Origin of the sequence: Paenalcaligenes niemegkensis, assembly GCF_022230885.1 — a bacterium.
Taxonomy (GTDB): domain Bacteria; phylum Pseudomonadota; class Gammaproteobacteria; order Burkholderiales; family Burkholderiaceae_B; genus Paenalcaligenes; species Paenalcaligenes niemegkensis.
Map to the genome: position 1 here is coordinate 2288213 of NZ_JAKGCT010000004.1, position 15370 is coordinate 2303582.

General features: G+C 51.2%; 9 protein-coding genes and 3 pseudogenes. 3 read left to right on the forward strand and 9 right to left on the reverse strand.

The window, feature by feature from the left end; translation table 11 throughout:
* Positions 1-18 precede the first annotated feature (18 nt).
* The 5 genes and pseudogenes from L1889_RS15205 to L1889_RS15225 form a co-directional block, all read right to left on the reverse strand.
* Positions 19-1074 carry an ABC transporter ATP-binding protein gene (locus tag L1889_RS15205; RefSeq protein ID WP_238665799.1) on the reverse strand — a complete coding sequence of 352 codons (1056 nt, stop codon included), beginning with the start codon at positions 1072-1074 and terminating at the stop codon, positions 19-21.
* Positions 1071-2048, reverse strand: coding sequence for an ABC transporter ATP-binding protein (locus L1889_RS15210; protein ID WP_238665800.1), 978 nt, complete (start codon positions 2046-2048; stop codon positions 1071-1073). Before L1889_RS15210 ends, L1889_RS15205 begins: the two co-directional genes overlap by 4 nt.
* Positions 2048-2958, reverse strand: a pseudogene (locus L1889_RS15215) (ABC transporter permease). The gene L1889_RS15210 and the pseudogene L1889_RS15215 overlap by 1 nt, the downstream one beginning before the upstream one ends.
* A 1-nt stretch (position 2959) precedes the next feature.
* A pseudogene (locus tag L1889_RS15220) lies at positions 2960-3945 on the reverse strand (ABC transporter permease).
* 58 nt (positions 3946-4003) lie between these two features.
* Positions 4004-5576: pseudogene (locus L1889_RS15225) on the reverse strand (ABC transporter substrate-binding protein).
* Positions 5577-5823: 247 nt separating this feature from the next.
* On the opposite strand from L1889_RS15225, the gene dinB reads away from it, so the two are divergent.
* The 3 genes from dinB to L1889_RS15240 all read left to right on the forward strand — a co-directional run bounded on the left by dinB (position 5824) and on the right by L1889_RS15240 (position 9400).
* Positions 5824-6996, forward strand: coding sequence for a DNA polymerase IV (gene dinB, locus L1889_RS15230; RefSeq protein WP_238665801.1), 1173 nt, complete (start codon positions 5824-5826; stop codon positions 6994-6996).
* A 136-nt stretch (positions 6997-7132) separates the two neighbouring features.
* Positions 7133-8323 (forward strand): acetylornithine transaminase, encoded by a 1191-nt coding sequence (locus tag L1889_RS15235; RefSeq protein WP_238665802.1) that lies wholly within the window; start codon positions 7133-7135, stop codon positions 8321-8323.
* 228 nt (positions 8324-8551) lie between these two features.
* A complete protein-coding gene (locus L1889_RS15240; protein WP_238665803.1) occupies positions 8552-9400 on the forward strand; it encodes a MurR/RpiR family transcriptional regulator in 849 nt (282 codons plus the stop codon).
* On the opposite strand, the gene L1889_RS15245 is transcribed toward L1889_RS15240, so the two are convergent.
* From L1889_RS15245 to L1889_RS15260, 4 genes are all read right to left on the reverse strand, one after another.
* Positions 9397-10311: an ABC transporter substrate-binding protein gene (locus tag L1889_RS15245; protein WP_238665804.1), complete on the reverse strand. Its 915-nt coding sequence runs from the start codon at positions 10309-10311 to the stop codon at positions 9397-9399. The genes L1889_RS15240 and L1889_RS15245 overlap by 4 nt on opposite strands.
* A gap of 42 nt (positions 10312-10353) precedes the next feature.
* Positions 10354-11793, reverse strand: coding sequence for an MFS transporter (locus tag L1889_RS15250; RefSeq protein WP_238665805.1), 1440 nt, complete (start codon positions 11791-11793; stop codon positions 10354-10356).
* Between the two features lie 79 nt (positions 11794-11872).
* The gene (locus L1889_RS15255) at positions 11873-12592 is read right to left on the reverse strand and encodes an aspartate/glutamate racemase family protein (RefSeq protein ID WP_238665806.1); all 720 of its coding nucleotides are present in this window, start codon (positions 12590-12592) and stop codon (positions 11873-11875) included.
* A 285-nt stretch (positions 12593-12877) separates the two neighbouring features.
* Positions 12878-15040, reverse strand: coding sequence for a malate synthase G (locus L1889_RS15260; protein ID WP_238665807.1), 2163 nt, complete (start codon positions 15038-15040; stop codon positions 12878-12880).
* Positions 15041-15370 lie beyond the last annotated feature (330 nt).

Below are 15370 nucleotides of genomic sequence, written 5' to 3' on the forward strand. Positions count from 1 at the left end.
CGATGCTGGCCCTACACCTTACGAACCCGCTTCTGGTCGCTCAGCGTGACTAACAGCGGGTGCTCTGCCTTCTTCTACAGCATGGCAGGCAACCTGGGTAAGGCCCTGTTGCAGCAAAGTGGGTATTTCAACGCGACAGCGATCATTCGCCAGGGGGCAACGAGGATTAAAAGTACAGCCCGCAGGCGGGTTTAAAGGGTTGGGGACTTCTCCGGCTACGGGAATTCTGGCACGTCCGCTTCCGCTTATGTCGGGAATCGCCCCCAATAGCATCTGCGTATACGGATGTAACGCTTGCCCGAAAAGTTGATTACGGTCGGCTATTTCCACAATACGCCCTAAATACATGACCCCGACCCGATCTGCCACATGATGCACAACTGCCAGATTGTGAGAAATAAAAAGATAGCTCAGCCCGAGTTCGCGCTGTAGATCTTTCATCAGGTTCAGCACTTGCGCCTGCACCGATACATCCAGGGCCGAGGTCGGTTCGTCGCAGACAATGAATTCCGGATTAAGAGCCAGAGCCCTGGCTATAGAAATCCGTTGACGCTGGCCTCCGGAAAACTGATGCGGATAACGGTTTTGATCCGTTGCGGTCAAGCCTACCTGTTCAAGCAGCTCACCCACGCGTTCGCGTTGTTGTTCGGCCGTCATAGACGTATGGGTTTGCAAAGGTTCGGCAATAATTCTGCCTACCCGCCAACGCGGGTTCAGGCTGGCATAGGGATCCTGGAAAATCATTTGTAAGCGCTTGCGCATCGCATGCTGCTGTTTTTCCGTCATGCTGGTGAGCTCTACGCCCTCAAACTCAATGGAGCCGCGCGTCAGCGGATAAAGCCCGGTCAGCAGGCGGGCGACAGTGGACTTTCCGCATCCCGATTCCCCGACCAGAGCTAAGGTCTCACCTTTTTTCAAGGTGAACGAGACCCCGTCTACCGCACGAAGCATGACCTTTGGCTTGCGATAGATGATGCGCTCAAGCCACGACGGCGACACATCGAACCAGCGGGCGGCATCACGTACTTTCAGCAGTACTTTCTCATTGTTTGGACTTTCGGTATGCCGATTCATGGGCTGTCCTCCGGCTCGTGATGCAGCCAACAGGCAACTTGTCCTGCTTTTGCAGGTAAAAGCTCAGGTCGCCGGACTTCGCAGATGGGCATACGTGCGTGGCAGCGCGGATTAAAAGCGCAGCCTGCAGGAATGGCGTTTAAACGTGGCATGCTGCCAGGTATTTGCGCCAGGCGTTCGACGTTTGCATTGAGTGTAGGAATAGACTGCATCAGTCCCACCGTATAAGGGTGCAAGGGCTCTTGAATGATTTTTTGAACCGGACCAATTTCAATAATGCGCCCTGCGTACATCACAGCAACGCGATCAGCCGTTTCAGCGATGACGCCCATGTCGTGGGTGATTAGCATTACTGCTGTGCCCTGTGACTTACAGAGATCCTTAAGCAGGTCGATGATCTGAGCCTGTATAGAGACGTCCAGCGCTGTTGTGGGCTCATCAGCCACGATCAGCTGGGGGTTGGCAGCCAGGGCTAGCGCAATGACCACGCGCTGGCGCATGCCGCCTGAAAACTGGTGTGGATAATGATCAATGCGTTCACGGGCAGCGGGAATACCGGTAGATTCAAGCAAGGCGATGGCGCGGTCTTGTGCAGCGTCGTGTGAGAGATGCAGATGCGTTTGAATGGTCTCGGTAAGCTGTTTGCCGACGGTATAAAGAGGGTTGAGGGAGGTAAGCGGGTCTTGAAAGATAGCTCCGATTTCCTTGCCTCGTATCTTGCGCATGGCCTCGCCATGCAGGGCATCAATGCGTTTTCCCTTCAGATGGATTTCTCCGCCAGCAATGTGTCCTGGCGGATCCAGCAATCCGATAATGGAAGCGCCTGTCAGTGATTTGCCGGCTCCCGACTCACCCACTACGCCAAGTACCTCGCCTGGCTGTATTGTAAAGGACACATCATCAAGGGCCGTCAAGGTGCCGCGACGGCCAGGAAACTCGACGCGTAAATGTTTAACTTCAAGTAATGCCGACATCAGTTCAACCTCGGATTCAGAGCATCACGCAGCCAGTCGCCCAGCAGATTGACCGATAAAACCAGGAGCACCAGCACTAGCCCGGGGAAGATAGTGATCCACCATTCTCCCGAAAAGAGAAAATCGTTTCCGATGCGGATCAGAGTGCCCAGGGAAGGAGAGGTAGGCGGCACGCCTACGCCAAGAAATGAGAGGGTGGCTTCGGTGATGATGGCAGTAGCCAGATGAACTGTTGCAAGCACCAGCACAGGACCCATGACATTGGGCAGAACGTGGCTGAACATGATGCGCGGGCCGCTCACCCCGATGACTCGTGCAGCCTGTACGTATTCACGGTTTTTTCTACCATGGCCGATCCGCGTACGGTGCGCGCATACTGGGGCCAGCCCGCTAAGGCAATGGCGCCTATCAGTACGGGGAACGCGATGACATCCAGTAATGATCGGGGTACTGCAGCTCGAGCCACACCGTCGATAAGCAAGGCGATAAGAATGGCTGGAAAAGAGAGCTGTACGTCGGCCACGCGCATAATGAATGCGTCAATGCGTCCACCCGCATAGCCAGCAATCAGACCTAAGAATATGCCCAGCAGCATGGCAAGCGCCACCGAGGCAAAGCCGATAAACAACGATATGCGCGTGCCATAGAGCAGCGTTGAGAACAGGTCCCGGCCTTGACTGTCAGTGCCTAGCAAGTAGCTTCCCTGGCCATCGGTCTCCCAGACTGGAGGCAAAAGCGCATCGAGCAGGTTAATGGAGGCGAGATCGAAAGGATTGTGCGGTGCCAGCCAGGGGGCGCCCAAGGAGCCAACCAGCAGGAATAGCAGCAGGATGCTTGCACTGAGTGCCACTGGGGAATGGCGCCAGGACCAGGCCAGATCGCTATCCCAAAACCGTCTTAAAACGTCCATATCAGTGTCCACCCCGCTTAGTCAGGCCCACTCTTAATCGTGGATCGACCACAAAATACAGCAGGTCGACAATGAGGTTGATCACCACAAACACCAAGGCAATCAGGCAGAGGTAAGCGGCCATCACGGGAACATCGGCAAATTGCACGGCCTGGATAAAGAGCAAGCCCATGCCGGGCCACTGAAAAACAGTTTCCGTGACAATGGCGAAGGCGATGATGCCCCCAGTTGCAGACCCGTAATGGTAATGACAGGAACCATGGTGTTTTTCAAGGCATGGCCAAAATGGATGGCCCGCTTTCTCAAGCCTCTGGCCCGGGCGAATTTAATGTAGTCGCTTCGTAAAACTTCAAGCATCTCGGAGCGCACCAGACGCAATATCAAGGTCAGCTGAAACAGGGACAGGGTGATGACAGGCAAAATCAGGTGTCTCCAGCCGTCGAGGCTCAGCATTCCCGTGCTCCACCATCCAAAATACGTAACCTGGCCGCGGCCATAGCTGGGTAGCCATCCTAACTGTACGGAGAAGACCAGGATGAGGAGAATGCCAATGAAGAAAGTAGGCAATGAGATGCCCACCAGTGAGAAGGCCAATATGGCCTGGGACACAGCACCATTTCGGTTCAGAGCGGTGTATACGCCCAGGGGCAGGCCGACGATCAGGGCTAGAACGGCCGCGATTACTGACAGCTCGACAGTGGCAGGCAAGCGATTTTTAAGGAGTTCCGCAACGCTTTGTCCCTGGCGAAGGGATAAGCCAAACTCACCTTGAACAGCCTGTGCAACAAACTTCGCAAATTGAACAAGTGCCGACTGGTCCAGTCCGAGACTGCTGCGCAGTGCCGCCCGGTCGGCGTCTGTTGCGTCCTGGCCTAGCATGATGGTGACCGGATCGCCTACATAGCGAAACAGTACGAAAGCCAAAAGGCTGACGGTCAGCATGACCAGTGCAGCCTGGATTAAGCGGCGAATGATAAATACCAGCATAGGCGACGGTGCACCTCCCACCTTTTGGGCCGAAGGCGCGTAGTCCTATAAGAATGTATTAATTAACGGTAGTCCACTGAGCGCTGATACGGTTATCGGCCCGATGGATCACATCGACATTCTTACCCATTGCCCATGGAATAACCTGGTCATGGAGCGGAATGTGGCCGAACTCACTGGCGTGTATTTCCAGCACTTTATGAATGGCTTCGTCGCGTTTGGCCGTATCGGTCTCAACTTTGATTTGATCGATCAGCTTATCGGCCTCTACATTGCTGTAGTTTCCGAAGTTGAAACTGCCATCGGCGCCCTCGCCTTTACTGTGAATCAGGCTTTGCAATGTATACAGAGCGTCAAAGGTGGGTACCCCCAGCCAAACATATAAGCGCTGGTGTCGTAAGACTGCACTTTTGGAAAGTAGGTTGCCCGTGGCATGGCGTTCAAGGTGGCCTTTACGCCCGCCCTCGCCCACATGCCGAGTACCGCCTGGCAAATGGCTTCATCGTTGATGTAGCGATTGTTGGGGCAGTCCAGGGTGAAGCTAAGCTCATTCGGCTCGTATCCGGCTTCACTAAGTAATGTTTTTGCGCGTTCTACATCGTAAGGCACGCGCTTGGAAAGTGCTTCGGTCCAGCCGTGTACTTGAGGCGCTATCATGGTTCCTGTGGGCGAGGATGAACCACGCATCACCGCTTTCTTGATGGCCTCTATGTCAATGGCAACATACAGCGCTTCGCGTACGCGGGGATCAGCGAAAGGGTTTTTGCCTTTGACTGTGCTGTATTTGAGTTCAGGGCTATGTTGGTCCAGACCAATGTAGATGGTGCGGTATTCGTTACCCTCTACAATTTTTGCCTGTTGGGCGATGCGTTGTAAGTCTTGTGCGGGCGGATCAAGTACGAAATCGATTTCCCCAGATAGGAGCGCGGCAGTACGGGTGGCATTTTGCTTGATGGGGGTATAGTCGATTTTCGTGACGTTGCCTATTTTCTGTTCTTTATTCCACCACTCTTCATTTTCGCTATATACCGTACGAATATCCACTTCGCGGCTATCAAGCTTATAAGGGCCTGTTCCGTTGGTGTTGCGTGCGGAATAGGTTTCCTGGTTAGCAGAAAAGTCTTGCGGCAGCAGCGCATTGTTTTGCTCAGACCAGGCTTTACTCATGATAAAGACGTTGGTTAGCTGGCGTAGTAAAATAGGATTTGGTCCGTCTGTTTCGATTTCGACAGTCAGGTCATCAATTTTTTTGCACCTTTCACGCCGTTAACATAGGCTTTGAAATGCGAGGTTGGTGCCATGGCGCGTTCAATTGAGAACACCACGTCGTCAGCGCTAAAGGGGGCGCCATCATGAAACTTGACGCCCTCGCGCAGTTTGAAGCGCCATGTGTTCGGATCATTTTGTTCCCAGCTTACTGCCAGCGACGGCACCAAGTTAAAATCTTTGTCATAGTCGACTAAAGGTTCGTAGACATAGCTGCTGGCTGCGATCGTCAGACCTTCGTTTTGAGCATGGGGATCCAGAGTTAGAATATCGCCTTGACTTGCCCATCTAAATGTCTTGGCGTGTAGCGCAGCAGGCACTAGCAGTACCGCGGCTAAGGCTGAAACAAGAATCTTTTGTCGCATTTGCTTCGTCTCCTGACAGTTTATGGGCTGTGTTGAATGCGGCAATATTGCCTTAGGCGATATCGAGCGTCAACGCATATGCTTATGCGCAGACGCGCACAACCTTTATAAATTCATGGGGATTAACGCCGTTCCTACTTTATTGCTATCGCTGTTTCTTTACTATTAGTGTTTAGCCCACTGTCAGCGACAGTGCTAAGTAATTTTCCGGCTGTTTAATAATTAATTCACGATATGGGTTTGTTGAATGAGTAACTCGCAGCCTGAGCGTCGAATCGCTCATCTGGATATGGACGCTTTTTATGCGTCTGTCGAGTTACTTCGCTATCCGGATTTACGAGGCCATGCTGTAGTCATCGGAGGGCGTAGCACAACAGCTCCGCTAAGCCTGGCCGATGGCACAAGGCGTTATGCACAGCTGGCCGGCTATACCGGCAGGGGCGTGGTGACCACGTCCACGTATGAAGCTCGTGCCCTCGGGGTTTTTTCTGCAATGGGTTTGATGAAAGCTGCTGAATTGGCCCCCGAGGCCTATTTACTTCCGGCTGACTTTGAAGCCTATCGTCATTATTCCCGTTTATTTAAACAAGCCGTTGCCAGTGTTTCTGAACGAATTGAGAATCGCGGAATTGATGAGATTTATATTGACTTGTCCCATCTGGACTACGACACCGAATATCTGGTCGGTTTATTAAAAGAACGAGTTTTTGAAGCCACGGGTTTGCACTGCTCAATCGGAGTCACCCCTAATAAGCTGCTTTCTAAAATAGCTTCTGATTTAAATAAGCCCAATGGCGTATCGATATTATCAATGGACGATATCCCCAGCGTTATTTGGCCTTTGGCTGTCAATAAAATTAACGGGGTGGGGCCTAAGGCTTATCAAAAGTTGCAAGCTTTGGGTATCGAACGCATTGGTGATCTGGCGGCGGCCGCGCCGGCTACATTGCAAGAGCACTTTGGCGCGAGCTATGCCTATTGGCTGACGCAAGTAGCCCAAGGCATTGATGACAGGCCTTTAGATTTCAGCCCGGAACCTAAATCGATTAGTCGTGAGACTACATTTGAGCGCAATATGCATGTGCGGCACGACCGCCATGAGCTATCCGCTTTATTTCTGCGTTTATGCTCTCAGCTCGAGCTCGACCTGCGCAATAAAGCGGTCCGGGCTCAAACCATTGGGGTAAAGGTACGTTTTCACGATTTCTCTACGGTCACGCGTGACAGCAGCGTGGATGAACCGGTATTGCTTGCGGCCGATATTCATCAGGCTGCCGGGTTGAGTCTGCGTCGGGTGCCCTTTACGAATCCTTCAATTCGTTTATTTGGGGTCAAGGCCAGTAATTTGCTGACGGAAGAAGAATGTCAGCGTCTGGATGAGGCGCCAAGGCAGCTTTCACTGTACGACGATCTTCTGTAAATGTTGCATTTACTATGAACCCTGCCGCGGGACTGGCTGTTTCTGTGTTTTTCCTTGCTTTTGTGTAGTTTAGCGGTAAATTAATAACTAAACTTTTGCGATACATTATCAATTTTTTACCTATAAGGTTGCCGTTATGGAATTTAATCGGTCCGGTGCTAATGCGCTTATGGATATTACCTCTCGCCCGGAGCTGGTTTTTGTTCGAGGTCAAGGATCTTGGCTCGAAGATCACAACGGTAAACGATACCTGGACATGATCCAGGGTTGGGCGGTAAATGCACTGGGACATAGCCCACAGGTCGTTGTGGACGCTATCTGTGCGCAATCCAAGCTGGTTTTGAATCCGTCGCCGGGCTTTTATAATGCTCCGGCTATGCGACTGGCCGAGCTTATCACCGAGTCCTCGTGTTTTGATACCGTGTTTTTTGCGAATAGTGGTGCTGAAGCCAATGAAGGGGCCATTAAGCTGGCTCGTAAATGGGGCCGTGTACACCGTCAGGGTGCCTATAAAATCATTACTTTTGAGCACAGCTTTCATGGCCGCACGCTGGCTACCATGTCGGCGTCGGGCAAAGCAGGCTGGGACACCATGTTTGCACCTCAGGTCGATGGTTTTCCGAAAGCTATCCTGAACGATATCGAATCGGTTCGTGCACTTGTCGATGATCAAACCGTAGCCATTATGCTCGAGCCCGTCCAGGGTGAAGCAGGCGTGATGCCTGCAACCCAGGAGTTTATGAACCAGTTGCGCGAATTGACACACGAACGCAATATGCTGTTGATCGTTGATGAGGTTCAAACCGGCATGGGTCGCACAGGTACATTGTTTGCCTACGAGCACTTTGGCATCAAACCCGACATCATGACCCTGGGTAAAGGCATTGGGGGCGGTATTCCCCTGGCAGCGCTGTGCGCGACCGAAGCGGCTTCGTGTTTTGCCCATGGCGAACAAGGAGGAACCTACAACGGTAATCCGGTGATGACAGCAGCAGGCGTGGCGGTATTCGAAACGCTGACCGCTCCTGGCTTTATGGAAACCGTCAACGAGCGAGCCGAGCAGCTTTCTACAGGTTTGCTGGCACTAAGCAAGAAGTGGGGCATGAATGGCGAGCGCGGACTGGGCTTGTTGCGCGCTCTTAAGCTAGACCAGCATGATGGTCCGGCCATTGTAGAGGCAGCGCGCAACCGCAACCCCAATGGCTTGCTGTTGAACTCTCCCCGTCCCGAGTTACTACGTTTTATGCCGGCACTTAATGTGGCCGCAGATGAAATTGATTTAGCGCTAAGCGAAGTTGATGCCATCATTACGCAAGTTCGCGGCTAGATGCTGTTATTGGCCTAAGGTGAGCCCCGTTACGACAACAAAAAGACGTAGTGGGGCTTTTTTATACCTGTTTAAAGTGCCAAGCACGCTTTTAAAAGGTTACTGCCAGCCCGGGCTTATCCCGTTTCATCGAGTAGGCGCTTTATAAGATACGGGCGGTAAACATTTGGATATGTTTATGATGGTGTGTAATATGAAATCTTATGTTTTTGACCCCTTGGACAGTTGATGAACGACAAGACCGAAAGCGCTCCCTTCTTGAGTCGTGTCTACGATAAATTGCCTACATTGCATCCGGCAGAGAAGCGTTTGGCCGAATTTATTCTCGATTTCCCTGGTGAGTTAGCCAGTTATTCGGCGCTTGAGCTGGCTCAGCTGTCAGAGGTTTCTACGGCTACAGTATCTCGTTTTGTGCGGCGCTTAGGCTATGAAAATTATGACGCTGCCCGTCGCCATGTCCGTGCAGAGAAGCAAGGTGGATCTCCTCTGTTTTTAGCGGATCGTACAGTAGAGACTTTCGACGGTTTGTTAGCTGCTCATGCGCAAAAGGCCCAGGAGAATTTAGAGCGCGCGTATCTACGGCTTGATGAAAAAATGGTAACTGGAATCGTCCGTGCTTTGATTGATGCGCGTATGGTATGGACGACGGGCCTACGAGCTAATCAATTTTTAGCCCGTTACTTTCAGTGGCAGCTTTTTCAAGTAAAAGAAAACTCTAAGGCTTTTCCTGATGGTGGTGATAGTTTTGGAGAGTATCTTAGTGCGATCCGTCCTGCTGATGTCGTTGTTGTATTTGGTTTACGGCGCAGACCACTTATCTTGTATAAGATGCTCGAGCAACTAAACAAGACCGGTGCACAAGTGTTGTTTATTACAGATGACCATCATCCGTTGCATTCAGGTGTTAAGTGGCATATACAGTGCCCTTGTGAGTCGGTAGGGCCCTTTGATAGCCATGTATCCGTTGCTGCCGTGAGCCATTTATTATTAAATGCTGTATTTGAAAGCGCAGGTGCGGCTGGCCGCTCACGATTAGCAGCCAGCGATGCCTATCACAGCGCATTGGAAGAGTTTTAGCGACGCGTTGCCACTTTTTCAGCCTCATTAGCCACTTGCTCGTTTACCAGCTCATGGTAGTCCAGAGGAGCATCAATTAAATGGCCCTGAGCCAGGCCTCTTTGCCAACGATCATAAGAGCCTTTTTCAATACGTGCAGTATCCCACATTCCCCATTGCTTGAAGTTTTCCACTAATTCAATCGCGTGGTCTACATCAAGCCTGGGAAATAAGCGTGACAATAAAGGACGCAGTGTGTCAGTAGGGTTTTTCAGTATCCACTGAATGCCACGATTTAGTGCTCGTACAAAGCGAATTTGGGTATCGATTTGGTCTCCTGCAGTGCCTTCTTCTGAGTAATAGACACTCCACGGTACAGGACCTCCTGTTTTGGCGAGTGGCGAGACAATATGGGCTTGGGTAAGCGTCGTAATGCGAGTGGCGGTTACGGGATCTACTAAAATGTAATCGCCCAAGCCACCGACAAACAACTCTGCAAGCATGGAGCCCGACAAATTTTGTACGAAGTTTACGTCGGCTTTATCAACTCCGTTTTCGCTCAGTAAAAGCTCTAGGAACAGGCCGGGGCTAGCCCCATTGCTGCCTGCGACTAAAATAGTGGTGCCCCGTAAAGCGCTGAACGCTAGTTCTTCCGGTTGCCTGCCCACAATCACCAGGGGGCAGCGAGCAGAAATCTTGGCAAACGAAGTTAGCTTCTTACCGCGATTATGAAACATGGCGGGAACCCAGATGCCTCCAAGCGCTGCATGCGAATTGCTGCCTCGGATCTCCGTCAGGACCAAATCCCATGGATCGGGGACAATTGCATCGACCTGGAGATTTTCTTCTGCAAAGAAACCTTGCTCCGCTGCCACGTATTCGGGAAGGTAATTAACACTATGGCCTGTTGCTGCGATACGAAATTTAGTCATTGAAACTCCTCGTATTAAATGATGTGAGTAAAGATTGAGTGCTTAGGCGGCTGTCTCGCTAAGTTCTTCAAGGCTCTTACCAGCGGTCTCAGGTCCGAACATGGCAGCAATTAACGCCATTAGATAGAGCACAGCGAGGGTTGCGAAGATAGCGACCAGACCCGCTACGTCAAAGATCAGACCAGCAATAGGGGTCATAACGACCGCACCCATGGCGCCAACAGACCTGATTACGCCAGTGCCAAATCCGCGAATACGAGTGGGGTATAACTCGGGCAGCCACGTCCAAAGTGTGGTGTTGAGAAGTAGTACAAAGAATTGGAAAAGCGCGCCTAAAAACAAAATTGAAGCGGTTGACTCTGCAAACAAGCCAAATGCGATGGCAGAGAGCATAGCGCCGAGAGTACCCATGGCGATGACGGTTTTGCGTTTTAAATGGGCATTAACGATGACCGCCATGAGAGCACCTGCGAGGCTACCACTCTGCATGACCGCAGTGAAGCCGACACCGGCAACGATACTGAATCCCTTGGATACCAGAATGACGGGCATTAATGTCAGAATGGATATTTGTCCGGCTAAGGCCATAAAGTAGGTAGTGGACACAGCTAGGGTTCGTCTGCGCCAAGGCTTGGCAAATATTTCCCCGATACGAATTTTCTCGGTCCGCTTTAAGGTTACATCTCCGGTTTCGGTGAGAAACTGTTCAACTTCCACTGGATGGCCTCGAGGAATTAAGCGGCCGTGTTTCAGGATGGTCAGGGCGCGGTTGCATTCATGGATTTGACCAGTTGCAAGCAGAAAGCGTGGTGTTTCAGGAAGATAGCGCCTAAAAAACGCAATAAAGACGATTGGAAGTACGAGCAGGCCGAAGACCCAACGCCACGCACTGTCGCCTAAGCCGAAGGCAGGAGCCAGCAGGCCAAGCACGAATACTCCATACAAGGGGGCCGCGAAGTTTCCTAAACCGCCTCCAGCGAGGTTCAGCGTTGAGACGGCACTGGCGCGATTTTTGGTAGGCGAGAATTCGGCCACCATGATGATTGCTGTTGCAAGTTCGCCTCCTAAACCCAACCCGACAATGCCGCGAAATAGCACAAGCATTTCATAGTTTGGTGCGATCGAACATAGCAAGGCGCCGATGGAGTAGAGGATCAGGTTAAGCATCAAAATCGGGCGCCGGCCGTAACGATCGGCCATGAAGCCTGCAATAATGCCGCCTACACTCATGCAAAAGAAGGTGACTGAATTTATAAGACCGATTTGCGCAGCGGAAATCCCCCAGTCTGCTTGTAATACCGGTCCAACAATACCGATCGCGTTTTGTTCAATGACATCAAAAAACACCCCTGCAATGACAAGCATAAGAATCAACTTGTGCGCACGCCCAAAGCCCATGTCATCAATGATCTGTGCAAGCTTCGCAGAGGTGCTGATCTTGGTAGATATTTCTTGTAGGTGTTGCGGTTGTTCGTGGTGCATCTCACTTCTCCTATGGCGACGAGCTGAATAGCCGAGAGCGTTTTATTGCTTTTGAGAGTTGCTCTGATGATTGGCGTCTTTATCCAAGGGGCCACATTGCGATTTTTTTCTTATGAGGTTGAGCGTAGGTTCTGATTTTTGACGTCTGCAGGCCAAGCTGCACCAGAGATTCAGCGATCTTGACCGCAGCTGTAACACCATCAATAACCGGTACGCCAGTCGCTTCTTGCACGCGACGCTGAAGGTCCGACATACCACCACATCCAAGACATATGACCTCTGCCTTATCTTCGTTAATCGCCCGGAGCGACTCTTGGATAATGGCGTTTATGGCTCGTTCGGAATCGGCCTCAAGCTCTAGCACGCCCAAGCCGGTTGCTCGTACTGATGCGCAGCGCCTTTCGAATCCAGCCAGCAATAGACGATTCTCGATCAAGGGGACTGCCCGATCTAAGGTGGTGATGACAGAGTATTGATGGCCTAGAAAAATGGCGGTGCTGGCCGCCGCTTCGGTAATGTCAATGACAGGCACATTGAATAGCTCTTGTAGACCTTCTCGCCCATGTTCGCCATAGCCGGCTTGAATAATGGCGTCGAAGCTGCCTTGATACTGTTGTACGCAATCCATGACGCCTACAGCAGATAAATAACTTTCAAAATTTCCCTCTACGCTTTCTGCTCCAAATCGGGGAGTAAGTGGAATGATCTCGGTATTCTCGCTTGCTACCTGACGGGCAGACTGGCCGATTAGATCGGTCATGGCTTGGGTTGTGTTGACGTTGACCACTAACAATTTCATCGTTGTCTCCTAGTTATGTAATTATTATTACATCAGTGAGGCATACGTGTAATTATAATTTTATAGGGGCTTACGCTTATAGAGAATCAGAATGCGGTTGAAGGCGGGGAGAGGCTACGTTCGGTCTGCTCAGCTGGACACCGTGTTTTGATTCTCGGATAGCAGCTAATGCATTGAAAGTAATAGATAAAAAAATAGCTGCTACGTTTAGGTAGCAGCTATTTTTAGCTAGCGTATGGTTTCAGCTAATTTTATTCAAATAATAAAGTTAACTTGTACCTTTGTTTAACCTTCAGCTTTAAGCTCCAGGCGCCAGTGGTGAAGCAGTGGCTCTGTGTAGCCATTAGGCTGTTCCAGACCTTTAACGATGAGATCACGGGCAGCGATGTATGCTTTAGAAGTGTCGAAATTACCTGCCATCGTGCGGTATAAAGGATCGCCCGCATTTTGCTGATCAACCACAGCAGCCATGCGCTGCAGCGTTTCTTCAACCTGTTCTGAAGAAATAATGCCGTGCAACAGCCAGTTGGCGATGTGCTGACTGGAAATACGCAGGGTTGCGCGATCTTCCATCAGCCCGACGTCGTGGATATCCAGCACTTTAGAGCAGCCTACGCCCTGATCAATCCAGCGTACAACGTAGCCCAGAATGCCCTGAACGTTGTTGTCGAGCTCTTCCTGGATCTCTTTGGCTGACCAGTTTGTATTTTCAGCTACGGGGATAGTAAGAATGTCGTCCAGTGTTTCCACTTTTTGACCTTCCATGCCTTTTTGTACTTCTTGCACATCAACCGCGTGGTAGTGCAATGCGTGCAGCGTAGCGGCTGTAGGAGAAGGAACCCAGGCGGTGTTTCCACCTGCCTTCAAATGGCCGATTTTTTGCTCAAGCATGTCGGCCATCAGATCAGGCATCGCCCACATGCCTTTACCAATTTGAGCACGGCCACGCAGACCACACTCTAAGCCTGTTTGAACGTTATTGCGTTCGTAGGCAGGCAACCATTTCTGGTTTTTCATTTCGCCTTTACGGACAACGGGTCCGGCTTGCATGATGGTGTGAATTTCGTCGCCAGTGCGGTCAAGGAAACCGGTGTTGATGAAGACCACGCGCTCGCTGGCGGCGGCGATACACGCCTTTAGGTTAACGCTTGTACGGCGCTCTTCGTCCATTACACCCATTTTCAAGGTATTGCGGGGAATACTCAGGATATCTTCAACACGGGTGAATAGCTCGTTGGCAAAAGCGACTTCGTCAGGGCCATGCATTTTTGGCTTAACAATGTAGATGGAGCCTGTGCGAGAGTTTTTCTTTAGCTCAAGATCACGCATGGAGATCAAGCTGGTAAGTACTGCATCGAGTATGCCTTCAGGTACTTCACGGCCAGCTTCGTCCAGAATGGCGGAGTTAGTCATCAGGTGACCAACGTTACGAGCGAACATCAGTGAACGGCCACCCAATATTTTTTCGTTACCTTGCAGGTCGGTGTAGCTGCGATCTGCGTTGAGCTTACGTGTAAACACGCGCCCGTCTTTAGCGATTTCTTCAGTAAGGTCGCCTTTGATCAGCCCAAGCCAGTTGCGGTAGGCCAGGACTTTATCGGCAGCGTCTACAGCTGCGATGGAATCTTCGCAGTCCATGATGGTGGTAAGCGCGGATTCAAGCAAGATGTCTTTGATGCCGGCTGCATCTGTTTTGCCGATGTCATGGTTAGCATCGATTTGAATTTCGAAGTGCAAACCGTTGTGGCCAAAGATGATGGCTTCGGGTGCAGCCGCATCGCCACGGTAGCCCAATACGGTGGATGAATCAGCAACGGTTGTTTTACTGCCATCTTTCAGGCTGACTTCCAATGCACCATTAACAATGGCGTATTTGCTTGAGTCTACGTGCGAACCTGCCGTTAGCGGAATGGCATCATCGAGAAACTTGCGTGCAAAGGCAATAACTTTAGCGCCGCGTACGGGGTTGTAGGCACCGCCTGCTTCTGCACCACCTTCGTCTGAAATCGCATCGGTGCCATAAAGAGCGTTATATAAGCTGCCCCAGCGTGCGTTTGCTGCGTTTAACGCGTAACGAGCGTTCATGATCGGTACCACCAGCTGTGGACCGCCCTGCTCGGTAATTTCAGTGTCGACGTTCGTTGTGTTTACCGTTACAGACTCAGGCGCGTCTTGTAAGTAGCCGATTTCTTTCAAGAAGCTTTTATAGGCTTCCATGTCTTTGATGGGGCCGGGATTGGCACCGTGCCAGTTATCCAGCTCTTTTTGCAAACGGTCGCGTTCGGCCAGCAGCTCGCGGTTACGTGGCGCCAGGTCGTGAACCAGTTTGTCTACGCCAGTCCAAAAAGTTTTGGAGTCTACGCCTGTTCCAGGGAGAGCTTCGTTTTCGATGAACTGATGAAGTAGTTCGGCAACTTGTAGTCGCTCGCAAGAAATACGTTTAGTCATAATTACCATTGCCAATAGTTAAAAGTAGATCGGGCGCAATTGACCTTGCGCGATGGTGTTGGAAGGCAGCCGCAAGCCGTCACCCCGCAGAGGTGAGGTGGCTTGATAGCAAGCTTTGAGGTGCGAAGTTTTGGGCGCTGGAGGTACGCAGCGCATAAAACGTAGAGGGGTGTGCCTCGCAGTGCGGGAGCACGGTAGAAAGCAGTACGTACTTTTTATAAGAGTATTCGGTACTGGAAGTATTGGCTTGAGCGTTGGAGAAATGACCCATTTATGGGTCGTAAACGCTTTTTGCAGGGATGGGGCCATTGAGTCATGGATGCCTTCACC